Origin of the sequence: Allobaculum stercoricanis DSM 13633, assembly GCF_000384195.1 — a bacterium.
Taxonomy (GTDB): Bacteria; Bacillota_I; Bacilli_A; order Erysipelotrichales; family Erysipelotrichaceae; genus Allobaculum; species Allobaculum stercoricanis.
In genome coordinates this window covers 1918906-1943774 of the sequence record NZ_KB913034.1, presented here as the reverse complement: position 1 = coordinate 1943774, position 24869 = coordinate 1918906, and the positions used below count along the sequence as shown (strand labels likewise).

At 40.2% G+C, this 24869-nt stretch carries 18 protein-coding genes and 3 rRNA genes; 12 read left to right on the top strand and 9 right to left on the bottom strand.

All coding sequences use genetic code 11. The features are described 5' to 3' along the window. Positions 1-365: 365 nt before the first annotated feature. The 4 genes from ALLST_RS0109055 (at position 366) to ALLST_RS10645 (ending at position 6198) form a co-directional block, all read left to right on the top strand. Positions 366-1892 (top strand): 16S ribosomal RNA (locus ALLST_RS0109055). A gap of 265 nt (positions 1893-2157) precedes the next feature. Continuing rightward, positions 2158-5028: ribosomal RNA gene (locus ALLST_RS0109050) — 23S ribosomal RNA — on the top strand. 89 nt (positions 5029-5117) lie between these two features. After that, positions 5118-5222: ribosomal RNA gene (rrf, locus tag ALLST_RS0109045) — 5S ribosomal RNA — on the top strand. The 16S, 23S and 5S rRNA genes sit together here, the layout of an rRNA operon. Positions 5223-5553: 331 nt before the next feature. Further along, a complete protein-coding gene (locus tag ALLST_RS10645) occupies positions 5554-6198 on the top strand; it encodes an HAD family hydrolase (RefSeq protein WP_019893869.1) in 645 nt (214 codons plus the stop codon). A 309-nt stretch (positions 6199-6507) separates the two neighbouring features. Here ALLST_RS10645 and ALLST_RS0109035 read toward each other — a convergent pair whose 3' ends face one another. Then, positions 6508-6909, bottom strand: a complete 402-nt coding sequence (locus tag ALLST_RS0109035; protein ID WP_019893868.1) for a MerR family transcriptional regulator — start codon at positions 6907-6909, stop codon at positions 6508-6510. 99 nt (positions 6910-7008) lie between these two features. Between ALLST_RS0109035 and ALLST_RS0109030 the strand changes: the two genes are divergently transcribed. Further along, positions 7009-7875, top strand: a complete 867-nt coding sequence (locus tag ALLST_RS0109030; protein WP_019893867.1) for an aldo/keto reductase — start codon at positions 7009-7011, stop codon at positions 7873-7875. Positions 7876-8130: 255 nt separating this feature from the next. Here the strand turns inward: ALLST_RS0109030 and ALLST_RS0109025 are convergent, their stop codons facing one another. The 7 genes from ALLST_RS0109025 to ALLST_RS0108995 all read right to left on the bottom strand — a co-directional run bounded on the left by ALLST_RS0109025 (position 8131) and on the right by ALLST_RS0108995 (position 15214). Further along, entirely contained in the window at positions 8131-8736 is a 606-nt protein-coding gene (locus tag ALLST_RS0109025) for a hypothetical protein (RefSeq protein WP_019893865.1), read from the bottom strand. Between the two features lie 50 nt (positions 8737-8786). Continuing rightward, complete coding sequence (locus ALLST_RS0109020; RefSeq protein ID WP_019893864.1) at positions 8787-9803, bottom strand: LacI family DNA-binding transcriptional regulator; 1017 nt, start codon at positions 9801-9803, stop codon at positions 8787-8789. Positions 9804-9843: 40 nt separating this feature from the next. After that, positions 9844-11778, bottom strand: coding sequence for an alginate lyase family protein (locus ALLST_RS0109015; RefSeq protein WP_019893863.1), 1935 nt, complete (start codon positions 11776-11778; stop codon positions 9844-9846). 110 nt (positions 11779-11888) lie between these two features. Further along, positions 11889-12707: a PTS system mannose/fructose/sorbose family transporter subunit IID gene (locus tag ALLST_RS0109010; RefSeq protein WP_019893862.1), complete on the bottom strand. Its 819-nt coding sequence runs from the start codon at positions 12705-12707 to the stop codon at positions 11889-11891. Then, positions 12694-13485, bottom strand: coding sequence for a PTS mannose/fructose/sorbose/N-acetylgalactosamine transporter subunit IIC (locus ALLST_RS0109005; protein ID WP_019893861.1), 792 nt, complete (start codon positions 13483-13485; stop codon positions 12694-12696). The genes ALLST_RS0109010 and ALLST_RS0109005 overlap by 14 nt, the downstream gene beginning before the upstream one ends. Before the next feature lie 21 nt (positions 13486-13506). After that, complete coding sequence (locus ALLST_RS0109000) at positions 13507-13998, bottom strand: PTS sugar transporter subunit IIB (RefSeq protein WP_019893860.1); 492 nt, start codon at positions 13996-13998, stop codon at positions 13507-13509. 25 nt (positions 13999-14023) lie between these two features. Then, positions 14024-15214 (bottom strand): glycoside hydrolase family 88 protein, encoded by a 1191-nt coding sequence (locus ALLST_RS0108995; protein WP_019893859.1) that lies wholly within the window; start codon positions 15212-15214, stop codon positions 14024-14026. A gap of 344 nt (positions 15215-15558) precedes the next feature. On the opposite strand from ALLST_RS0108995, the gene ALLST_RS0108990 reads away from it, so the two are divergent. From ALLST_RS0108990 to ALLST_RS0108975, 4 genes are read left to right on the top strand one after another with little or no spacing between them, the layout of a single operon-like run. After that, entirely contained in the window at positions 15559-16542 is a 984-nt protein-coding gene (locus ALLST_RS0108990) for a bifunctional 4-hydroxy-2-oxoglutarate aldolase/2-dehydro-3-deoxy-phosphogluconate aldolase (protein WP_019893858.1), read from the top strand. A gap of 1 nt (position 16543) precedes the next feature. Further along, positions 16544-17563 carry a sugar kinase gene (locus ALLST_RS0108985; RefSeq protein ID WP_019893857.1) on the top strand — a complete coding sequence of 340 codons (1020 nt, stop codon included), beginning with the start codon at positions 16544-16546 and terminating at the stop codon, positions 17561-17563. 15 nt (positions 17564-17578) lie between these two features. Beyond that, positions 17579-18382 (top strand): gluconate 5-dehydrogenase, encoded by an 804-nt coding sequence (locus ALLST_RS0108980; RefSeq protein WP_019893856.1) that lies wholly within the window; start codon positions 17579-17581, stop codon positions 18380-18382. Between the two features lie 33 nt (positions 18383-18415). After that, positions 18416-19057 (top strand): RpiB/LacA/LacB family sugar-phosphate isomerase, encoded by a 642-nt coding sequence (locus tag ALLST_RS0108975; RefSeq protein WP_019893855.1) that lies wholly within the window; start codon positions 18416-18418, stop codon positions 19055-19057. A gap of 172 nt (positions 19058-19229) precedes the next feature. Here ALLST_RS0108975 and ALLST_RS0108970 read toward each other — a convergent pair whose 3' ends face one another. Next, positions 19230-20444 (bottom strand): ATP-binding protein, encoded by a 1215-nt coding sequence (locus tag ALLST_RS0108970; protein ID WP_019893854.1) that lies wholly within the window; start codon positions 20442-20444, stop codon positions 19230-19232. Positions 20445-20937: 493 nt separating this feature from the next. Here ALLST_RS0108970 and ALLST_RS0108965 point away from each other — a divergent pair, with 493 nt between their 5' ends. From ALLST_RS0108965 to ALLST_RS0108955, 3 genes are all read left to right on the top strand, one after another. Then, positions 20938-22299 carry a serine hydrolase gene (locus ALLST_RS0108965; RefSeq protein ID WP_019893853.1) on the top strand — a complete coding sequence of 454 codons (1362 nt, stop codon included), beginning with the start codon at positions 20938-20940 and terminating at the stop codon, positions 22297-22299. Positions 22300-22625: 326 nt separating this feature from the next. Continuing rightward, complete coding sequence (locus ALLST_RS0108960; RefSeq protein ID WP_019893851.1) at positions 22626-23951, top strand: O-antigen ligase family protein; 1326 nt, start codon at positions 22626-22628, stop codon at positions 23949-23951. A gap of 131 nt (positions 23952-24082) precedes the next feature. Further along, complete coding sequence (locus ALLST_RS0108955; RefSeq protein ID WP_019893848.1) at positions 24083-24865, top strand: ZIP family metal transporter; 783 nt, start codon at positions 24083-24085, stop codon at positions 24863-24865. Positions 24866-24869: the final 4 nt, after the last annotated feature.

Genomic DNA, 24869 nt, shown 5'->3' with positions numbered 1-24869 from the left:
TAAAGCAGGCACAAATAAAAGTGAAATTTTTTTAAAAAATAGGCTTGCAAAGAGATGGGATATGTGGTTGAATAGTCGAGCACTCACCGAGCGGCAAGCAAGTGAGGGCACCGACAAAGACTTGGAAAACAACACGAAATAAAGAAATTCAAATTTCGAGTTGACAATCCAAATCTCAAGCGGTATAGTAAACAAGCTTTTTGACCGGGTAGCCGGTTGAAAACAGATGGCTCTTTGAAAACTCAATGACAGACAATTCAAATTCGATAAAAATTATACAACGTCGATTCTGAACAAAAACACTTAATATACTTCAATATATCATTTCACGAAATAAATAAACGCAAATGCGTTTGAGTCAATATCAAATGGAGAGTTTGATCCTGGCTCAGGATGAACGCTGGCGGCATGCCTAATACATGCAAGTCGAACGAGCTACTTCGGTAGCTAGTGGCGAACGGGTGAGTAACACGTAGATAACCTGCCCATACCCGGGGGATACGCTTTGGAAACGAAGTCTAAAACCCCATAGGAAGATTTAAGGCATCTTAAATTTTTGAAATAAGCTTTGGCTTAGGGGATGGATGGATCTGCGGTGCATTAGCTAGTTGGTGAGGTAACAGCTCACCAAGGCGATGATGCATAGCCGGCCTGAGAGGGCGATCGGCCACACTGGGACTGAGACACGGCCCAGACTCCTACGGGAGGCAGCAGTAGGGAATTTTCGTCAATGGGCGCAAGCCTGAACGAGCAATGCCGCGTGGGTGAAGAAGGTCTTCGGATCGTAAAGCTCTGTTGCGAGGGAAAAAGGAAGAGAAGAGGGAATGATTCTCTTTTGATGGTACCTCGCCAGAAAGTCACGGCTAACTACGTGCCAGCAGCCGCGGTAATACGTAGGTGGCGAGCGTTATCCGGAATGATTGGGCGTAAAGGGTGCGCAGGCGGCATATCAAGTCTGAAGTGAAAGGTACGGGCTCAACCTGTACAGGCTTTGGAAACTGGTATGCTCGAGGACAGGAGAGGGCGGTGGAACTCCACGTGTAGCGGTAAAATGCGTAGAGATGTGGAAGAACACCAGTGGCGAAGGCGGCCGCCTGGCCTGTAACTGACGCTCAGGCACGAAAGCGTGGGGAGCAAATAGGATTAGATACCCTAGTAGTCCACGCCCTAAACGATGAGGAGCAGGTGTCGGGGGTAGTACCTCGGTGCCGAAGCTAACGCAATGACTCCTCCGCCTGGGGAGTATGCACGCAAGTGTGAAACTCAAAGGAATTGACGGGGGCCCGCACAAGCGGTGGAGTATGTGGTTTAATTCGAAGCAACGCGAAGAACCTTACCAGGCCTTGACATCCCGAGCAAAGACATAGAGATATGTTAGAGGTTATCTCGGTGACAGGTGGTGCATGGTTGTCGTCAGCTCGTGTCGTGAGATGTTCAGTTAAGTCTGGCAACGAGCGCAACCCTCGTGATGTGTTACTACCATTCAGTTGAGGACTCACATCAGACTGCCGGTGACAAACCGGAGGAAGGCGGGGATGACGTCAAATCATCATGCCCCTTATGGCCTGGGCTACACACGTACTACAATGGCATCTACAGACGGAAGCGAACCTGTGAAGGCAAGCCAATCCGAGAAAAGATGTCCCAGTTCGGATTGAAGTCTGCAACTCGACTTCATGAAGTTGGAATCGCTAGTAATCGCGGATCAGCATGCCGCGGTGAATACGTTCCCGGGCCTTGTACACACCGCCCGTCAAACCATGGAAGCCGGTAACGCCCGAAGCCGATGGCATAACCCGTAAGGGAGTGAGTCGTCGAAGGCGGGACCGATGACTGGGGTTAAGTCGTAACAAGGTATCCCTACGGGAACGTGGGGATGGATCACCTCCTTTCTAAGGAGAAAGTACAAGGGAAGAGTTAAGTGAGTTTGTCATTGAGTTTTGGAAGAGTGATCTTCCAAGGTGAGAGAGGGAGACCTTGATCATCAACCATCGATCTTTGAAAAACGAATGATCAGTATAAGACATAACAGAAGGTCTGACGTAAGTTGTAGAAAACATTACGAAGGTAATCAGAAAAGATAAACCAAGTCAGAAAAACAGTAAACAGTTCTTATAGTGTAAAAAACAATCTCGAAACAAGCATATTTTGAAATTAGATCAAGCAAGGAAGGGCGTACGGAGGATGCCTTGCCACTCTTGAATGAAGAAGGACGTATTAGACTGCGAAAAGTCATGGGGAGCTGTCAAAAAAGCGCCGATCCATGAATATCCGAATGGGGGAACCCGGCTGGAGTCAAGTCCAGTCATCCATACTTGTATGGAGAACAACCCGGTGAACTGAAACATCTAAGTAGCTGGAGGAAAAGAAAACAAAAGTGATTTTCCGAGTAGCGGCGAGCGAAAGGGAAAGAGCCCAAACCGTAGAAATACGGGGTTGTAGGAACGCGAGATACAAAAGGTAAGTGAACTAGAATGTGATGGAAAGCACAGACAAAGAGGGTGAAATTCCCGTATAGGTAAGCGAACTGAGTCGTTAGCGTCTCCTGAGTACGACGAGACACGAGAAATCTTGTCGGAAGCAGGCGGGACCATCCGCCAAGGCTAAATAAGTAAGAGTGAGCGATAGTGAAGAAGTACCGTGAGGGAAAGGTGAAAAGAACCGCGCAAGCGGAGTGAAAGAGAACCTGAAACCGTATGCCTACAAGAAGTCAGAGCCCGTCAAAGGGTGATGGCGTGCCTTTTGTAGAATGAACCGGCGAGTTACTTTTGGATGCGAGGTTAAGCAGGAAAATGCGAAGCCGAAGCGAAAGCGAGTCTGAATAGGGCGAATAGAGTAGACAGAAGTAGACCCGAAACCGGGTGATCTAGCCATGGGCAGGTTGAAGCAAAGGTGAAACTTTGTGGAGGACCGAACCGACTACCGTTGAAAAGTTAGCGGATGACCTGTGGCTAGCGGAGAAATTCCAATCGAACTCGGAGATAGCTGGTTCTCCCCGAAATAGCTTTAGGGCTAGCGTTAATGGAAAGCTGGCGGAGGTAGAGCACTGAATTCATGATGGCCCCATCCCGGGGTACTGAATGGAATCAAACTGCGAATGCCGTCAGTCAATAGTTGGCAGTCAGAGCGTGGGTGATAAGGTCCATGCTCAAGAGGGAAACAGCCCAGACCGCCGGCTAAGGCCCCAAAATGATGACTCAGTGGAAAAGGATGTGGAGATGCACGGACAACTAGGAGGTTGGCTTAGAAGCAGCCATCCTTGAAAGAGTGCGTAATAGCTCACTAGTCGAGTGGCTCTGCGCCGAAAATGTACCGGGGCTAAGTCATCTGCCGAAGCCGCGGATTTAATTAGATATTAAGTGGTAGGGGAGCGTTGCATATTCATTGAAGCAGGATCGTGAGAGTCTGTGGAGGATATGGAAGTGAGAATGCCGGTGTGAGTAGCGAGATGCAGGTGGGAATCCTGCACACCGAAAGCCCAAGGATTCCAGGGGAAGGTTCGTCCGCCCTGGGTTAGTCGGGACCTAATGCATAGCCGAGAGGCGAAGCAGATGGAAAACAGGCGAAGATTCCTGTACCCGTGATAAAGGCGATGGAGTGACAAAGACGGGAAGTGTGACCCCCTTAATGGATTGGGGGCGAAGCGAAGCAGTACAGATCTAGGCAAATCCGGATCAAGATGTACAGAGCGTGAACGGTAAACGAAATCTTCGGAAAGTAGTGAAGCACATGGAGCGGCTTTCAAGAAAAGCTTCTAGCGTTAACTTTATTGCGGCCCGTACCAAAACCGACACAGGTGGGCACGTAGAGAATACGAAGGTGAGCGAGAGAACTGTTGCCAAGGAACTCGGCAAAATGGCCCCGTACGTTCGCAAGAAGGGGCGCTCGAGAGAGCCGCAGTGAAAAGGCCCAAGCGACTGTTTAACTAAAACACAGCTCTATGCAAAGCCGTAAGGCGAAGTATATGGGGTGACACCTGCCCGGTGCTGGAAGGTTAAGGGGATCTGTTCGTCGCAAGACAAAGCAGTGGTCCGAAGCCCCAGTGAACGGCGGCCGTAACTATAACGGTCCTAAGGTAGCGAAATTCCTTGTCAGGTAAGTTCTGACCCGCACGAAAGGTGAAACGATTTGGGCGCTGTCTCGGCAGCAGACTCGGTGAAATCTTAGTACCTGTGAAAATGCAGGTTACCCGCAACTAGACGGAAAGACCCCATGGAGCTTTACTGCAGCCTGGTATTGGGTTTTGGATGATCATGTACAGGATAGGCGGGAGGCAAAGAGATAGGAACGCTAGTTTCTAAGGAGCCGCCGTTGGGATACCGCCCTTGATGATTTGAACCCCTAACGTAGACGAAAGTCACAGACAGTGCCAGGTGGGCAGTTTGACTGGGGCGGTCGCCTCCTAAAGAGTAACGGAGGCGCCCAAAGGTGCGTTCAGTCTGGATGGAAACCAGACAAAGAGTGTAAATGCAGAAGCGCGCTTGACTGCGACACCGACAAGTGGAGCAGGGACGAAAGTCGGGATTAGTGATCCGGCGGTGCCGAATGGAAGGGCCGTCGCTCAACGGATAAAAGCTACCCTGGGGATAACAGGCTGATCCCGCCCAAGAGTTCACATCGACGGCGGGGTTTGGCACCTCGATGTCGGCTCATCGCATCCTGGAGCTGGATTCGGTTCCAAGGGTTGGGCTGTCCGCCCATTAAAGCGGTACGCGAGCTGGGTTCAGAACGTCGTGAGACAGTTCGGTCCCTATCTGTTGTGGGCGAAGGAGATCTGAGGGGAGCTGTCCTTAGTACGAGAGGACCGGGATGGACCTACCACTGGTGCATCGGTTGTCATGCCAATGGCATAGCCGGGTAGCTAAGTAGGGAATGGATAAGCGCTGAAAGCATCTAAGTGCGAAACCAACCCCAAGATAAGATCTGCGGTAAATAAGACCCCTTAAAGACGATAAGGTGATAGGCTGGGAATGGAAGTGAAGTGATTCATGGAGTTGACCAGTACTAATCGGTCGAAAGCTTCATCTAAGATTCGAGAGTATAAGAAAAAAGGTAACTGTAACAGTTATGTAAATACTGGTCTTCGTTTTTGAAAGATCGATGGAACAATTCAATAGTACAGTGGCGATAGCGGATGGGTCACACCTGATCCCATTTCGAACTCAGAAGTTAAGCCATCTAGCGCCGACGATAGTGAATGCGAAAATAGGAAGCCGCTGGACAAAGAAAAACTGCCTCATATCAAGGCAGTTTTTTTTGGTTAGATAAACATTATACCTATTTGTTTAGAGCATAAGAAAAGCTCCCAGTCCGAAGATTGGGAGCTTTTCAGTTATGGTTTTTCAGTCAATAAAAGGTTATAAAAGTTAAAGGTAAAAGGTAAAAAAATGACTAAATGACTGAAAAACGAACAAAAAATCATGAACATAAATATTATAGCACGCTTTTTCTGAAATGAGTGAATAGATATTAATAGCGCCTGTTCTTCATTTTTGAAAGATTAACGGAAATATTAAACTTGCACGTTCAAGAGGGAATGAATAAACTGAAGCTATGAAAACAAAACGACCTATTTTATTTGATTTAGATGGAACGCTATGGGATACCCGAGAAGCAATTACAGAAAGCTGGAATAACACGTTTGAGGCCAATGGTCATGGACGCCCAGTAACGTTAGAGAACTTATCTCCTTTAGTGGGTAAGACAATGGATGCATTCCGTTTAGCTTACTTACCAAATATGCCAGAAGAGCCTGGTAAACGATTCATGAAGATTGTAGAAGAGAAGGAAGTCGAAGATTTATCTTCAGGATGTGAATCATGTGTATATGATGGCGTCATTGAAACATTAAGAAACTTAGCAAAAGATCACTGGTTAGGTATCGTATCCAATTGTCAGTGTGGTTATATCGAAGATTTCTTAATCGCATCTGGTTTGGATGATGTGATTCAAGCCCATTTATGTTATGGACAAACACTGACATCAAAAGGACAATCCATTCTACGTGTGATTCAAGAGCATAACTTGGAAAGTGCTTGTTATGTTGGCGATACGTTTGGCGATCAAGCTGCCGCAAAAGAAGCGGGGATTGACTTTATTTGGGCTGAATATGGATTTGGAACGAATGTGGAAAAGAAAGGTATTAAACAGATCTCTGATCTAACAAATGATCCTTATTTTGTCGATTTATTAAAATAGAATATAAAAAAGTCTGTCACTATTCTGTAAGTAGAATATGAGCAGACTTTTTTTGATTTCAACGTATGTTGTATGAGTTTAATAGTAGTTCAATATAACTCCATTTGGAAGGATGTTTATCGCAGAGTAAGTCACTCTGTTCAAAGTGTATTTTTAGCCTCAAAGATTAGGTGTTAATGCTAATGTAAATGACCAATTATTGCCGTTTAAAATGCCCAATATTCGCGCATCTTTTTGATATCCTTTAAGTATTTGAAGGATTTTCTATTTTGGTTAATTAGCGAGAAAAAGAGGTGGGATATTTTAAAATCAATCTTTATCTATGAGGATTAAATTACTTTTATACTTAATTTTACCTGATAAGACATCGTCATAGAATTGTTGTTTTGAATTGATATATTCAATACATTCTTGTACTTCTTGCAATTTTTCTTCTAGTGATTTCTTTTTTTGATCTAATATAATTTTGCGTTTTGGAATAGAATTTTTGCCTTCTAAACACAAATCAACATATTCCTTCATTTCTGCAATACCCATACCACATCTTTTTAAGCAGGATAAACTTTCGATCCAGGCAACATCCTTTTCATCAAAAACTCTGTAATTATTATCGTTTCGCTTTACGTTAGGGACTAACCCTTCGTTACAGTAATATTTTAGAGTTTCGTATTTCATACCTGTTAATTTACATACATCCTTCATTGAATACATTATTTCTCTCCTAAAAAAAGTATTGACCGGTAGTTACTACCGAGTTTGATAATGTCATTGTACTTCAATGAGAAGAAACAGTGCAAGGAGATATAAAAAATGGAATATGTAACTTTGAGCAATGGAACGAAAATGCCAAAATTGGGATTTGGTGTTTTCCAAATCCCGAAAGAAGATTGTGAACGTTGTGTGCTTGACGCAATTCAAGTTGGTTATCGTCATATCGATACAGCTCAATCCTATTTTAATGAGGAAGAAGTGGGAAATGCTATTCAAAAATGTGGCGTTCCACGAAAAGAACTCTTTATTACTACAAAAGTGTGGATTGACAATTATGGATATGAAAAAACAAAACAGTCAGTTTTAGACTCAATGAAAAAATTAAAAACAGACTATCTTGATTTGGTGTTACTGCATCAGCCTTTTTCCGATTATTATGGTGCATACAGAGCTTTAGAGGATCTATATAACGAAGGGAAAATCCGAGCAATTGGGGTAAGTAATTTTTATCCTGATAGATTAGCAGATATGGTTGCATTTAATGATATACCACCTCAAGTGAATCAAGTGGAAACTAATCCATTTCACCAACAAATCACTGCACAAGAGAACATGATAAAAAGAAATGTACAAATGGAAGCATGGGCGCCTTTTGGAGAGGGCAAGAATGATATGTTTTCAAATCCTGTCCTTAAGGCAATAGGAGAAAAATATCATAAGTCTGTAGCACAAGTGATTTTACGTTGGCTTATGCAAAGGGACATAGTGGCTCTTGCAAAATCAACACATATCGAAAGAATGAGAGAAAATTTTGAAATTTTTGACTTTCAATTATCTGAACAAGATATGAAAGTTATTAGTGAATTAGACACGAATACAAGTTTGTTTTTTGATCATCAAACACCTGAAGCAGTTGAAATGTTTAAAAAAATGATCTCTGAACGAAAGGAACAAATGAGAAAATAAAATCTGGCATATGTTCTTACAATGGCAGTAACTTAAGGAGACTTCCTTAAGTTGTTTTGAGGCTATTACAAATTTAAAGAAATCTCTTTTCTTTTGCGAAAAAAGAGATTTAATTTTTAGAACAAAAAGATAAATCCCACACAGTTTTACTTAGAGTCAAAATCAATCTGACTGAAGAAAACAGATCAACTAGAAAAGAAAAACCCACAAATTTCAAATTCAGAAGTTTGTGGGTTTTTGTGTGGAGTGCGTCTTTTATTTTTTTACTTCGATTAAGGATTTTGATAAATTTTCATAGTATTTTGCTTTGGTAGGGTTTCCTGCGTTTTTATATTGCTCACTTAACAAAACACTATTATTCAATTTTTTAAGAAGTGGCAATGAATCAAAGTTTTGCTCAAGTTCAGTGATGTGGTTTGTTTTTTTCAAAATGAAGATATCGTATTTCATTTTGCAAGAATCAAGAAATGATTTGTTGTCGAGCTTTTCAATTTCTTTTAAAAGCTTGTCACAATGTGCTCGATCTTCTGCAAAGACATAATAGGAGAAGGCTTTATTTAAAATATCGAATTTCGATTTTTTGTTTCTCGCCATTGGGATTAATTTGTCAAAAGTAGCATTGATTTCTTTTTTCTTTTCTTGCATCATCAAGGCATTTAAGTGCAGATATTCACGATTGTATTCACCAATGAAAATTTTTGTTGATCTTGCTTGAAGAAGACGATCTAATTCATCAAAGTTGCTGCTTTGAAGAGCTGTGATCAACTGATTTTCTTTTTTGTTGCGAAAGACTTGGTAAATCACAGTGAATACGATTTGAATGATAATTAGTATGCCGATGAGTAAAAACGCATTTTTCATAGTCAACCTCTTGTTACAGATAATATGGATAAAACAATTAGTGGTTTGTTTTATTGTTTAGTATGTAATGTGGATTCGCGCCATTGGACATTACATTTCAAAATTTGGTTAGGGAGCTCTTGGTTTAATCCTTCAATTGTATCGATTAATAAACAAGCAGCTCGGTTTCCTTCGTCATAAGCGGGCTGGACGATCGTTGTAACGGTTGGAGAGGAGAAATCGCTCCATTCCGTATTATCAAAACCAATAAGACCCAATGTTTCTGGCATTAAGTTGTGATAGTTTTTGAGTGCGATATACACGCGTGGAAGCAAGAAGCAGTTTGCCACAAAGATTAAAGTTCGACTGCCAAATTTCAACTTGCTGTTGAGCAAGTTCAAAATCTCATCACTCGTGATATCTCCATCAACGACGAGTGTTGTTCCTGTTTTTTCACGAACACCTAAGGCGTGTTCAAAACCGGTGGTTCTCTCCAAACGAGTACTTAAGATGCTCGGATCGGCGGTGATCATAATATATTCATCATAATCCTCGTTGATTAATTGATTGATGGTATCAAGAACCGCTTCGTAGTTATTGGTTTTTACCCATTTTTCTCGATCCATCGAGACTTGTGAGTCAATAAATACGATCGATTTTTTTTCGGCTTTGATTTTGGTGAGTAATTCATGAAAACCGCTTGAAGGTTGGACAATAAATCCGTCGACACCCATTTCCAACATACGATTCACATAAGCTTTTTCGTTTTCAAGATCATAGTTACTATTTCCTACAATTAATTGATAACGTTTTTCGCGAGCGATGTCTTCAATTCCTTTGACGATTTGATTGGCAAAGGCATTGGTGATATCCCCAATAATGACACCGATGAGCTTGGTTTGTTTGGCGTTCAACAAGCGGGCTGCGACACTTGGGCGGTAATTGGTTTCTTCGATGACTTTCGCAATTCTCTCTTTTGTTTCTTCAGACATTTTATCTGTCTTTCCATTTAAATAAAAAGAAACAGTTGTTTTAGAAGTGTTGGCTCTTTCTGCTATCTCACGAATCGTAATTTTTTGGTTGCTCATATAAATCTCCTTGTCGACTGATTTTAACATAAACTCATGTTTATGTCCTTAGACGAACGAGTTCTTTCTCTCCATTGTGTTCATGAATGACAACCGCTTTGGCATGGAAAGGTACATCTTGGGAAAATAGAATTTTTTTGCCTTTGTAGACTTCCTGATTGAATATCACGACGGTGAAACTTTCTGATTCTGAAAGTACAAATTTCTTTGCGAAGGCAATGTTCTCATCTGCTTCAGCTTGGTCTTGGAATACTTGCGCTGGTTCAATCTGGATTTTTTCATCATAGAACGAATAGAGCAGATTTGTGCGATCTGTAAATTCTTTTTCTACACAGATTATTTCATGATTTAAAGGTTCGTTGTAGCGAAGAGAGCATACACCTTGTTCAATGTGTACAGATTCTTGGGTATAGAATTTTAAAGTTCCAACGTGTTGATCTTGATAGTTCACACTTGGGTCAAGATGGAATCTAGATGTGAGTGCGTGGTGGCCATCTTGATGCATTGTATCTACGATGACCCAGATTCCTTGATCAATAGCGATCATTTTTCTTGTCCATGCCGATAAAGGGTGGTTGCCTAAAATTGTTCCTTCATAGTAATGAATTCCATCCTTGTGGTTGACATAACTTTTTAAAGGGGTGCCAAAATTCGAATAGCCCCAACTATCACAAGGTGTACAGTATTCGTGATCATCAACAATCACGCTGTTGTGTGCTTTCATTGATTTCAAGAATACACGCATTGGATGATCTTCACGATAAGTTAATCGTCCGCAATCAATTAGGATAGGCTTTCCTTGATGATAGATGGAGACATGAAGGTTGTCACTATGTCCATGTCCACTTCCGAGTGAACCATTCGTAAACATCGTAAAGTTGGCATTGTTTGACCAGTTATTGCGAACGCAATACATTCCACTTGAATTCCCATCAAAATAGAGTTCAACAGGTTTACAAGCTTCGAGGTCTAAATATTGTTCAAGCTGTGTAACACCGAGTGTGTACAGACTTTCGAGATCAAAGGAAGGAAATCCCATCCATTTGAATTCTTTGTTTTTAAATAAGGCGGCAGCACGAGTCATGACATCTTGAATGTTGCAGCGGTCTGTATCACCAAATGTTTCGATTTCAAAAGAAGGTGTAGCTTGTAAGAACACAGCCTTTGCGAGCGCAAAAACGTTGTTTTTAAAGCTTGTATCGAGATCTTCTTTAAATGGGGATAAGTAATGAAGAGCTTTCATGCCGTAGTTTAAAACTTCGATATGATACATCGTGGATTGTTCCCAATGCATACCATCATCATAGACTTGGACATTGAATTGTCTGATCATTTCTTTATAGGCCCAAATAAATAGTGGGTTTTGTTCGTAGTCTTCATCAAAGTAAGGAAGAATAGAAACGATTGCGCAAGTTTGAATGCTACCCCAGTTGCTGGTGATGTAACGATTGAGGAATTGATGTTTTAAATATTGTAGCTGGGCTTGCATATTGCTAACGATCATTTCAAGTTGATCATCATCAATAATATGCTCAGCATATAAGTAAGGTAAGCATTCAAAGATATTCATTAAACGAATACCTGTATCTAAAGTTCTTGTACTTGGTTCAGGTTGAATGCTGGGGTGTTGATTGATCCATTCAAGGATGAATCGTTTTGCTTGGTTAGCATTTGTATGGTCTTGTTCAATGATGTCAGCGAGAATGAGGTAATTTAAATAATCCATGCGATTGAGCATGAAACACCATTCTTCGTCATCATTTTTTTGCGCATTGAAATCGAGTGTTTCGAGCTGGTATGGAGTCGTGCAACGTTCCATATCCCAAGGTTTGTCGAAAGTAAAAATGTTTTCTTTTAATTGTTGGGCTTTCGTTAAAATCAGTTGTTGATCCTCTAAGGAAAGATGAGCGCCCATTTTTGCGTATTGTTTATCTTGTGCAAGTTTGAGTAAGTTTGTCTTTGAATATTCAGTCATGGGGTTCTCCAATTGAATCAGGAATAAAAAGAGGAATATGAATTCTGATTTCTTCAGTCTCATATTCCTCTTTAAAATCATTGATTTAAAATCGTTGAATCAAATTTAGGCTAAGCTAAGATACCGAAGAAACTTAAAGCAATACCTAAAACTACAGTGATTAATACTAATTTGTATGTTGTCATACCTTTTTTCTTAATCAGGTAGTACATCAAAACTGTATATAAAACAGGTAATAAAGCAGGAGCAACTTTATCTAACATAGCTTGTAAGTTTACTGTAGATTGAGTTACACCTTCTACTGCTTCACCAGCTGCGAAAGTGATTGCGACTTTCATTTTAACGAATGTAGCCGCTAGACCAGCGATAACTGTAACACCGATCATACTAGCAGCATCGGAAATAACACCCATTTTTTCAGAGAGTTTGTCGATCATGCTTGTACCAAGTTTACGACCGTAAGCACCTGTAATTAATTTAATTGTTAACAGAGTGATGTTTTCAAATAATAAGAACAGCAGTGGAGCAATGGCAATGCCATCCATCGCTAAAGAAGCGAAGATTGTAGAGAATAATGGAGCGATACAGAACTGGGATAAGGAGTCACCGATACCAGCAAGAGGGCCCATCAATGCCATTTTAATACCACGAATTTCTTCGTATTCCATACCACTATCTGCCATTGCTAAGTGGATAGATGTGATGAATGGTAAGAAGTTAGGGTTTGTGTTATAGAATTCGCAGTTGTCGTTTAATTCTTTTGCTAAACGTTCTGGATTGTCGCCATACAGCTTTTTCAATGCAGGATAAAGAACTAATGCATAACCTAAACCTTGGTAGTTACTGTAGTTAAATCCGTTTTGTAGAAAATATGCACGGAGAGTCGTTTTTGTATAATCTCTTTTTGTTAATTTATTAGATCCAGTCATCTTGTTCTTCCTCCTGTACTGCCGCTTGAGCTGTTGCTAAAGGAGCATTTTCTGTGTCGAAATAATGTTTAAGCGCAAATACTGCACCGACTAATGCGATACCGATTACAGGTAAGCCGAAGAATGCAGCTAAGATGTAGCCAAGTAATGCGAATGGAATAAATTCTTTTTTAAGCATAACGCTCATGATCATAGCGAAACCGATTGCAGGTAACATACCACCAGCAACAGTTAAGCCTTTTAACAGCCAGTCAGGAATTAAAGTGACTAACATGTTTAAAGTTTCCATGCTGAATGCACCTAAGAAACCAAGGGCGAAACCAACAAGTGCGAATAAAACAACTGTTAAGTTTGCGTGTAATCTAAATTTAGAGAAGTTGTGTTTTGCTAATGCGTTAGCAGCACTTTCTGGAGCACCAGCGCGTACTGTGTAAATTGCTGTTTGTAAGAACTGAATTGCAACAGCAAATGGGATAGATAAAGATAATGCACTTTCTGGAGTAACTTCAGGCATAGTGATAGCCATTAATGTACCGATGATACCAGGACCAATTGGGTTTGGTGGTACAGTTCCTCCGGCACCAACACCAAAGCCCATGAAGGCTAATTCGGCAATTGCGCCGCATTGTAATGCTGTTTGTAAGTCGCCTAAAACAAGGCCGACACCGAAACTTAAAACGATTGCGCGGTTTGTAAAGATACCCCATAACATACCGGAGTAACAAAACGCGGTCCACAGACCGATCAATACGGCCTGGATGAATGTGATTTCTTGCATGATATTTCCTCTGTTTTAACCTTAAATATATTCTCTGATGTCTACTAAGACGCTTCCATCTCCACCGCTAGGAGTTGTTTGGGTATTGAATTCAACATTGTATTCATTAACCATTTTACGTAATGCAGCTTTATCTTCTTCGCCAAGGAAGATGGAACGTGTAACTTTTTCTTTTCCTTCACAGTTGTGAATGTTTCCGATGTTGATTTTTGTGATCGGTACGCCGCCTTCAACTAAACGGAGTGCGTCTTTGCAGTCTTTAATGATGATGAAAATTGTTTGTGCAGGATTTGCTTTGCCAATAATGTCAATTACTTTTTGAACAGGGTAAAAGCGCATAGCAACAGTTTTTGGGATAACTGTTTTCATTAATGTTTGCGCCATTGCATCTTTACTTGCTTCGTCGTTTGCGACGATAACGGTATTTACACCTAAAGATTTAACCCATAATTGGCCTTGACCATGAACTAAGCGTTCATCGATTCGTGTCATTACGATATTTGGTGTGCTCATTTTTTCAACTCCTCTTATTCTCTCTCTACCAGTAAGAATTCCATTGTTTTAATTGGCGATAAATTGCTTCCATGTAGTAATAATCGCCCCAAATGTTTCCTTCATCTACACCTTTTCCACTGTGCCAAGAATAAACACCATGATATAAAATTGGATTTCCAGGTTCGTGTTCTGTACTTGTGTAATTGTTCATTAAAGAACGGAGAATGTTAGCACAAGCTTTGTGATAAACCACCTTATCAGGATCGTTATCAGCTAAGAATGGATCAGCTTCTAACATGCCACAAACAGCAGCAGCGGCAGCACTAGAGTCCTTAGATTGTCCAGAACCATCATTGAAAATCAAATCCCAGTAGCAAACGTTATCTTGAGGTAATCGATTTAAGAAATAATTTGTCATTCCTTTGTATAGATCGATATATTCCGTTTGCCCTGTATAGCGAATATTAAGTGGAATTCCATAGATTCCCCAAGCCTGTCCACGAGCCCATGAACTGTCATCGTTATATCCTTGACGAGTTGCGCCATGGCTAGGCTCTCCAGTTAAAGGATCCATATAGAAGGTATGGAAAGCACTTGCATCATCACGGATGACATATTTGCAGCTTGTTTCGAAGTGCTTTTTCGCCACTGTTTCGTATTTTGGATCGTTGGTCATCTGACTTGCCCAATAGAGCAAAGGGATGTTTAACATGCAATCGATGATGAATCGATAGTGTTCAGGACTATCTTTAGGCCCCCAGGCTTGTAAAAATTCGCCCTTTTCTTGCCATCGTTCCATCAGCTTATCTGCTGCAAGAAGCGCAGCACGTTTTGCTTTTTCGCTGCCAGTGATCTTATAAGCGCTTACACAAGATAAAGAATAAAGGAAGCCAAGATCATGGTGATCTAACTCAATGCGATTTTCTACACGATGTAAGAAGCTATCCACGTTCTTTTCGGCTAATTCTCTGTATTTTTCATCTTTTGTGTATTCATATGCCAGCCATAACATTCCTGTCCAGAAACCATCTGTCCATTCAATGTTTTCGATGATTGGATATTTGTTTTGTTTCGTTGCTGAATAAGGGAACTTATCTTTGAAGTACTCCATGTTCAGATCGATTTGTTTCAAACATTCTTCAAATGCTTTTGTTAATTCTTCTTTTGTGAGTTCCGGAGTAGCGAGGAACTCGTCTTTTTTTTGTATTTCTTCAACTGTAACTTTTCGAATCATTCGGAACCTCCAAAAAAGCAATTAGAGTAAACCGGTTCACCAGACAATCACCATGTTACTCGGTAGGATATGGGGTGTCAACCGGTATTTATGAAAAAATTTGAGAAAATTATGGGTTTTTTATGAGAACAAAAATAATTTTCAAATTTTTAAATCTTGATTGACAAAACCGGTTTACCTAGATAAAGTCGTTAGTGAACTGGTTTACCAAGACTCGTAGAGCAAGCTGTTTTCACCAGACACCCGCATCGGGGATAAACGTGTGTAAATACATAAGTCTGTATATACACGCATGCATACACGCGTATCTATTATCCCTATATGCAACTAGAAAGCAGGTTTCTATGAGCAATTGTATTGAACGAATCTCAAAGATTGGCCTTGTTCCAGTCGTTAAGATCACGAACGCAGAAGATGCTCTTCCTTTAGCTAACGCTTTGTATAAAGGTGGCATCGATACTGCAGAAATCACCTTCAGAAGTGAACATGCAGAATATGCAATTTCTGAAATTCATAAACAACTTCCAGACATGTTACTTGGTGCAGGGACTGTATTGTCCGTCGATCAAGCAAAACGTGCAGTAGAAGCGGGAGCCTCTTATATTGTGACTCCAGGTTTCAATCATGAAGTTGTGAAATGGTGTGTAGAACATGACGTTCCTGTTTTACCTGGAATTTCCAGTGCAAGTGAGCTGGAAACAGCACTGAGCTATGGATTGACTACAGTGAAGTTCTTCCCAGCAGAAAGTAGCGGAGGAGCGAAAAAGATCAAAGATCTCAGCGCACCTTATCAACACGTTAAATTCTTACCAACTGGTGGAATTGGCTTAAACAACATGCATGACTATTTGGCTTTACCTTCTGTACTTGCAATTGGTGGAAGCTTTATGTTGCCAGATAATCTTGTTCAAGCAAAAGATTGGGAAGGCATTGAAGCGCTCGCTAAAAAAGCAGTGAAAACGATGTTGGATTATAAATTGATTCATATTGGAATCAATCACGATTCATGCGAAGAAGCAAAACAGACTGCGGATGCGTTATGCAACATGTTTAACTTCACTTATTATCCTAAACCAAAATCCCACTTCGCTGGTGTTGGCTTTGAACTTTTAAATCAACCTGGCCGTGGTAAACATGGACATATTGGAATTTACACACCATATCCTGAACGCGCTCTTTATCACTTAGAAAAAATCGGTGTTCACGGAATCGAGGAAACAATCACTCGCAACAAAAAAACACACCTCATCAATTTCGTTTATCTCGATAAAGAAGTCGCTGGATTTGGCATTCATTTGATTAATCCAGACGTAAAGATGGAGGTCTAAGATGAAAATTATTACTCTTGGCGAAATTATGTTACGCCTTTCCACACCAGGAAATACACGTTTCGTGCAAAGTGACAGCTTTGATGTTGTTTACGGTGGTGGAGAAGCAAATGTTGCCGTTTCATTAGCAAACTATGGACATGATGCTTACTTTGTCAGCAAACTGCCAACTCATGAAATTGGTCAAAGCGCAGTAAATGCCTTACGTAAGTATGGTGTTCACACTGACTATATTTTGCGCGGTGGCGATCGTGTCGGAATCTACTATTTAGAAACTGGCGCATCTATGCGTCCATCTAAAGTCATTTATGACCGTGCAGATAGCGCAATTGCTAAAGCAACTGCCGATGAATTTGATTTTGATGCCATCATGGCAGGTGCAGACTGGTTCCATTTCTCCGGGATTACGCCAGCATTGAGCGCTGAAGCAGCAAAATTAACAGAAGCAGCTTGTAAAGCGGCCAAAAAACATGGCGTAAAAGTATCTTGCGATTTGAACTATCGTAAAAAACTTTGGACACCAGAACAGGCCCAAGCGGTGATGAAACAGTTAATGCAATACGTAGATGTCTGCATTGGTAACGAAGAAGATGCAAAACTTTGCCTTGGCTTTGAACCAAAAGCAAATGTTGAACAAGGTGAAACAAACGCATCTGGTTATTACGAAATCTTCAAACAGATGAAAGAAGAATTCGGTTTTGAAATTGTATGTTCCACATTACGAGAATCCTACAGTGCAACTTACAACGGTTGGAAAGCATTAATTTATGACGGAAAAGAATTCTATGAATCAAAACGTTATGAAATTAATCCAATTATCGACCGTGTTGGCGGTGGGGATAGTTTCTCTGGTGGATTAATTCATGGCTTATTAACAAAAGATACTATGGGCGAAGCTTTAGAGTTTGCGGTTGCCGCAAGTGCTTTAAAACATACGATCAATGGGGATTTCAACTTAGTAAGCACAGAAGAAGTAGAAGCATTGGCTAATGGCGATGCCAGCGGCCGTGTTCAAAGATAAAAAGGAGAATCGAAAATGTTTGATATGAATAACTTCCAATTAAATGGAAAAGTTGCTTTCGTAACTGGAGCTTCTTATGGAATCGGTTTTGCGATCGCTTCTGCATTCGCAAGCGCTGGTGCAAAAATCGTCTTCAACGATATTAACCAAGATTTAGTCAATCGTGGTCTTGAAGCTTACAAAGAAGCTGGTATCGAAGCACACGGTTATGTTTGCGACGTAACTGATGAAGATGCAGTTCAAGCAACTGTGAAAAAAATCGAAGAAGAAGTTGGAACAGTTGATATTTTGGTTAACAACGCTGGAATTATCAAACGTATTCCAATGTTAGAAATGAGCGCAAAAGACTTCAGACAAGTGATCGACATTGACTTAAATGGTCCATTCATCGTGTCTAAAGCAGTCATTCCTGGAATGATCAAAAAAGGTCACGGAAAAATCATCAACATCTGCTCAATGATGAGTGAACTTGGACGTGAAACAGTAAGTGCCTATGCAGCAGCAAAAGGTGGCTTAAAAATGTTAACGAAAAACATTGCCAGCGAATATGGTGAATACAATATCCAATGTAACGGAATTGGCCCAGGATACATCGCTACTCCTCAGACTGCACCATTACGTGAAAGACAGGCTGATGGTTCTCGTCATCCATTTGACCAATTTATTATCGCAAAAACACCAGCAGCTCGTTGGGGTGAAGCAGCAGACTTAATGGGTCCAGCTGTGTTCTTGGCAAGTGATGCTTCTAACTTTGTCAATGGCCACGTGCTTTATGTAGATGGTGGTATCTTGGCATACATCGGTAAACAACCACAATAATTTATAAATAAAGAATAATAGAGAGGTTTTAATATGAAAATTGCATTAATTAATGAAAACTCCCAAGCAGCAAAAAACAGCATCATCTTCAACTCTTTAAATAAAGAAGCAGAAAAAGCTGGTCACACTGTTGTGAACTACGGAATGTTTGGTGCTGAAGACGAACACCAATTAACTTATGTTCAAAACGGTTTACTCGCTTCTATCTTATTAACAACTAAAGCGGTTGATTTCGTTGTTACAGGATGCGGAACTGGCCAAGGGGCAATGCTCGCTTGCAACTCCTTCCCTAACGTACTTTGCGGACACATCACTAACCCAAATGATGCTTATTTATTTGGTCAAGTAAACGATGGAAATTGCATCGCAATGCCATTTGCTCAAGGTTTTGGTTGGGGTGCTGAAATCAACTTAGATTACACATTCGAAAAATTATTCTCCGAACCATTCGGCGGTGGATATCCAAAAGAAAGAGTTATCCCAGAACAAAGAAACAAAAAAATCTTAGACCAGGTTAAAACTGTAACTCATCAACCATTAATCAAAATTTTAAAAGAAATCGACCAAGACTTCTTAAAATCCACAATTGACTATCCAGAATTCAAAGAAAATTTCTTCAAAGATTGCCAAGATGAAGAAATTGCTGCGTATTTAAAAGACGTTTTAAATGCGTAATCAATAAAGATTGATTGAGCCATACACATCTGCTTAACAACCCAAATAAGTCCTCCTTCAACTCTTCTAGTTAAGTGTATGGCTCTTCAATATAAGAGATATATAGTGATAAGCATGAATACTGAAAACTGCCCCGTGATGACGAGGCAGTTTTTTACGTTATATATATGTTTTAATCCCACTTTTCCATCAAAAGAAAATCGCGGATATTTAGATGCTTAATCCCATTTTGGCTCATGTCAAATTCATCTAGAGAAACGACATACTTAGGGAAGTTGTCTTGAATGTGATCATAGACTCCGAATTCACGAGCTATAGTTTCAGGTGAAGCAAGAAGGTAAGCAACTTGAATATAAAGCTTTTCAGAGCGTTTATGACAGACAAAGTCGATCTCTTTATCCCTTATTTTTCCAACTGTGACTTGGTAGCCTCTGCGGAGCAGTTCAAGAAAAACGATATTTTCGAGAATTAAATTGATGTCACGTGCATTACCACCATAGACAGCTTCACGGATCCCATGATCCGCAATGTAGTATTTTTCATTCGAGGTCAGGATTTGTTTGCCCTGTAAATCTTCACGTTTTACTTGGTAAAACAAATAAGCGTCGCAGCAATATTTGATGTAGTTCAAAATTGTTTCTGGAGCCACAGTTCGCTGCTCGCTTTTGAGAAATTTTGCGAGAGAAGATGCAGAAAATGTGTTGCCAATATTGGCCAGGACATAGGCAATAATACGCTCTAGTAAATCAACATCACGGACCTTGTTTCTTTTTACAATATCCTTAAGTTGGACGGAATTGAAAAGGTCATTAAGGTATAACTTAGAGGGCTCATCTGCATAGCCAAGATTCGAAAGATAAGGCATACCGCCAGTTAGAAGGTACTTTTGAAAAATCTTCTGAATCGACTCCTCTGGTGCAATTAGCTGATACAGTTCGATAAATTCTGCAAAAGAGAAAGGATAGATCACAAACTCCACATATCGTCCCCCTAAATAGGTCGCAAGCTCGCCGGACAGTAATTTGGCATTGGAACCAGTGATGTAGATATCACAATCGAGCGCGACGCGAAATGAGTTAACACACTTCTCCCAATCCTTGACTTCCTGAATTTCATCGAAAAATAGATACACTTTGCCATCTATAGCGGAAGCTCTTTGAAGGATTTCATCATGTAAAGCTTTAGCAGTTTGCAGGTGGGAATATCGCATATCTTCAAAATTGATCGAGATCAATTGAGACGGACTGACGCCAGACTGCAAGAGTTCTTGCTTAATCAACTCCAACATGACTGATTTTCCGCAGCGGCGAATCCCAGTCATGACCTTTATAAGATCCAAACCAATAAACGGGCGGATACGGCGCATGTACATTTCACGTTTGATCATGAGATTACCCCTCCTTTTTTCGTGGCTATCTATAGTATAGATCAGTTATAACTGAAAGAATATCTAATAACAGTCGATTTATCAGTTATAACTGATAAAATTAAGAACAAAACAACTTTTATCAGATATACTTTGAATTTTATTTGCGATCATATATCAGTAAGCGTGTATAAGTGAAAAAACGCTAATCGCAAAAGAGGTTTTGAAGTACTTAGAAAAGTCTTTTTTATGGAGAGTAAGGTGAATTTGGCATATGTTTAGTGGGCGTGATATTTAAATTTAAAGGGGAATAATAGGAAATAAGAGGCATAAAAGAGCGGGTCAATCACTTGAATCATTGCAAGGTAATGATGGAGAAAGGAATAGGATGGATCTGAATTTTATATACTTGATTAAATTGCATACATATCGTAAAAAAGGATAAGAAAAATTGAAGTCTGACATAATTTCTTCTATTATATAAAGTATGCCTGAATCGAAGAAGAAGTCCCAAATGAACAAAACACAAAACAATTCATCTAGCTCGAATAAAAGACGAAGAAAAAAAAGATATGATCCGGTGCGCGTCGGCATTCTTGTCGTTGCTGCATTGGCCATTTTAATCTCATTCATCTTTGCGATTCGCGCTATTTTTGTGCGTCCTAAAAAAGATACGACGCCAGATGCAACTGTCTCTAGCCAAACGACAGAAGTACCCAGTGCCAATCCAGCAAATGGCACAGGTATGACTGAATTTAGCCTGACAAATTTTAAAAATAACCTGTCGTTATCCGTTGTGAAACAGCCAAACTCATTAGCAGACTTAGAAGCCCAAATCGATGAGTATTTAACTTCACATCATTACGATAAATCGAAAGTTTCTTGGGCGATCCAAGATTTGGTGACATTAGAAGTTGCTGAATCGGATAACTCACGGAAAAACTTCACCGCCGCTTCCACTTATAAATTGCCCGTATGTGTGTATTACTATGAAGAAATCGCGGCTGGGCGTATCAATCCTTCTGATCAGTTGGAATATACCGAAGAGATGCGCGAAGACGAAGATGATGAGAACTTAAATCAGCCAATTCATCGTAAATATAAAGTTGGCGATAAAATTCCAATCGATGAATTATTAGAAGCAGCACTGTTGTATTCGGATAATATCGCCGGCCATATGTTGTATAGCCATATGGGTGGATATCAAGAATTTAAAGAAATCGTTGCAAAGTATTCCGATGTACCCCAAGCCAAAAGTTTCTTTGAAGAAACAAGTAACTCGATCAATGCGGATTATATGATGCGATTGTTAAATCACATCTACTTTACACCGGGAACGTATAACGATTTGAAGTATTGGCTTCAATATACAGCACCGGATACATTTTTGAATCGAACGATGAAATATACGTACATTCAGAAAATTGGAAATATCAACGCTGTGCGCAATGCGGTGGGTATTTATAATGGAATGACGCCTTACACATTATCCATCTATACTGATATTTCGAAAAAAGATGGAATGGATATTTTAGCGGATCTTGGTGAACTCGTTTATAACTACTTCCAAAACCGATATGCTTCTGGTTTCTATGACGGAATGGATTTAAGCCAATACTCAAGTTTGAATGCGCAAATGTCGACACCATATGACGTGATTTTGTATCGCGATGGGCCAAAAGGTCAAAAGCTTCCAGAAATGACGCCAGAAGAAATCAAAAAGATGAACGAAGCGATTCAAGAAGAGCTTTATGACGAAGAACCAAACCAAGCAACCAGCTCATCGACAAATGCGAGTTCTCAAACGGCACCACAACCCACAACTCCCTCACTTTCTGAAGGGGGAGAACCTTCTGTGGATGACAACTTAAGATAGTTTGTGAACAAGGAAAATACGAGCCAATAGATGTGAATGGAATCCCTTTTTGTAGTCACTCGAAAGCATAAAACGAGTGATGACGAAAAGGGATTTTTTTATTGTTTCAAACGCTTGAAAAGTGGGGAAGGAAAGAGAGAAGATCAGCATATTTGTAAACGGAGGGAAAGCGATAAATAAAAGGAAATTCATCATTATTTCTGGTTTTGATTTGTCTTTGTAAACGATTAGATTTTAATGTATATGAAAACGGAAACATTTTACATTAATCTTACATATTGCACATATTTCCCCTTTCCAATTTTAAAGTATTAATGTAATTGAGTATGAAAAAAGAGAACACATCAATCTTTGATTGGCCAACGCAAAACTTACTCATTTATGGCACACCATTGCTGTTGTTTTTACCTTTCGAATGGACAATGGCATTGATCCTTTTGTGTCTCGTTGTTTGGGCTTATCAAGGGAAAATGAACAATATTATCCATCGCACACCGCATATCAGTTTGTTGCTGGCATTTGGACTTTTACAAGTTATCTCTTCGTTATTTAGTGAGAACTTGATCGGTTTGATCAATGCGATTGGAACATTAGCCATCGTTTTATTTGTGGCGATGATCCTCTCCAAACTCAATCCTGAAACGTTTGAAGGCATGCTCAAACAAACAGGAAAGTATTCATTGTTTGCGGCCATTTTAGCCATCATTGAATTTGGATTATTAGCAAACCGTAATGGTTTGACGTTTATGCAAAGTTTAGTCGAGATGCCCCCACAATCGCGAATAAGTCTGACGTATTTCAATCCGAATTTATATGCGACAATGATCATCTTCTTTTTGATTGTGACGACTTATTTTTTCTTTAAAGAAGAAAACCATCGTAAAAAATTTGGCTGGTCCATCGTCTTTTTAACGAATTTAATGGCTTTGTTTATGACAGGATGCCGTTCAGCCTTTGTTGATTTATTGGTGATTTTCCCAATTTTCTTCATGATTTTAAATAAAAAGAAATTATTAGCATTCACACTTGGATCGGAAACGGTAGGAATTGTCACTTTATTGACACATCCTGAATTAATGCCACGATTGACCCATATGGATTCGATTTATGCGCGCATCAGCATTTGGCGTACGACATTGCAAGGCATTATCGATAAACCTTTAATCGGCGGTGGTCCGCAATACTATCAAATGTTATCGCAAGAAATGGGTAGCGTTCCGGCTGCGCATGCGCATAACTTGTTATTGGAAATGTTGTTGGCCAACGGAATTGTCGGGACTGTTTTAATGGCTGTGTATAGCTATCGAATCGTGTCGACAACCAATCAAACCCGTTTTGTCAAAGAACGCCCTTTATATCGCGCTTTAATTTGCGCCGTGATTTCGGCAGTATTGATTGAAGGCTTGGTCGATTACACAATTAATTTCCCAGCAACCGCGATGTTCTTCTTATTTGTGATTAGTGCACCAGCAGTTATGGAAACAAGCCAACAAAAAGTGGCGCAACCTTTTGTAAACCGCGCAACTTCTTTGGTTTTCGAATATTATTTCAAACCTGTTGCCCAAAATCGCTATATGAACATGCAACCAACCAATACAAAAAGCCAAGTCGTTTCTAAATCGACTTACCCGATCACAAGGATCAAATCTTAATCTTAAACAACATAAATACGTTAAAATGAATAGAGGTCAAATTAAGACGATCTCTATTCATTTTTTTTAGTAGAATCAAACCGATATTCTTTGTATACGCAAATGGATATCGATGATACAGGAGAAATAATATGACGTTTGAAATACTACAGGGATTATTCCTCCCTTTTATCGGAACTTGTTTAGGTTCCGCTTGCGTTTATTTTATGCGCAATGAAATGCCATTGCGTGTGCAAAAAATGCTGAGTGGATTTGCGGCTGGAGTGATGATTGCGGCATCCGTCTGGAGTTTATTAATTCCGGCTATGGAACAAAGCGAGTCTATGGGCAAATGGGCATTCATTCCCGCAGCGGTTGGTTTTTTACTCGGAATTTTGTTTTTGTTGGCTTTGGATGAATTCATTCCGCACTTACATGCAGATAGTACAGAACCAGAAGGCCCACAATCTCATTTTAAAAAGACAACTTTACTCGTTTTTGCGATTACCCTGCATAACATTCCAGAAGGAATGGCTGTGGGGATCACTTTAGCAGGTTGGATGAGTGGACATTCGAGCATCACTTTAGCGGGCGCAATGGCGCTTGCTTTGGGGATTATGATTCAAAATATTCCTGAAGGAGCAATCGTTTCGATGCCGTTAAAATCAGAGGGTAAAAGTAAGTCAAAAGCATTTGTTTATGGTGCATTATCAGGAATTGTTGAACCAATTGCCGCAGGGATTACGATTTTGCTCGCAACGCACATCATGCCAATTTTGCCCTATTTACTCAGTTTTGCAGCTGGAGCAATGGTTTATGTTGTAGTAGAAGAGTTGATTCCCGAAGCTTCCCAAGGACATCATTCGAATATTGGCACGATCTCATTTGCGATTGGTTTTGTATTGATGATGGTTCTCGATGTTGCTTTAGGCTAGATCT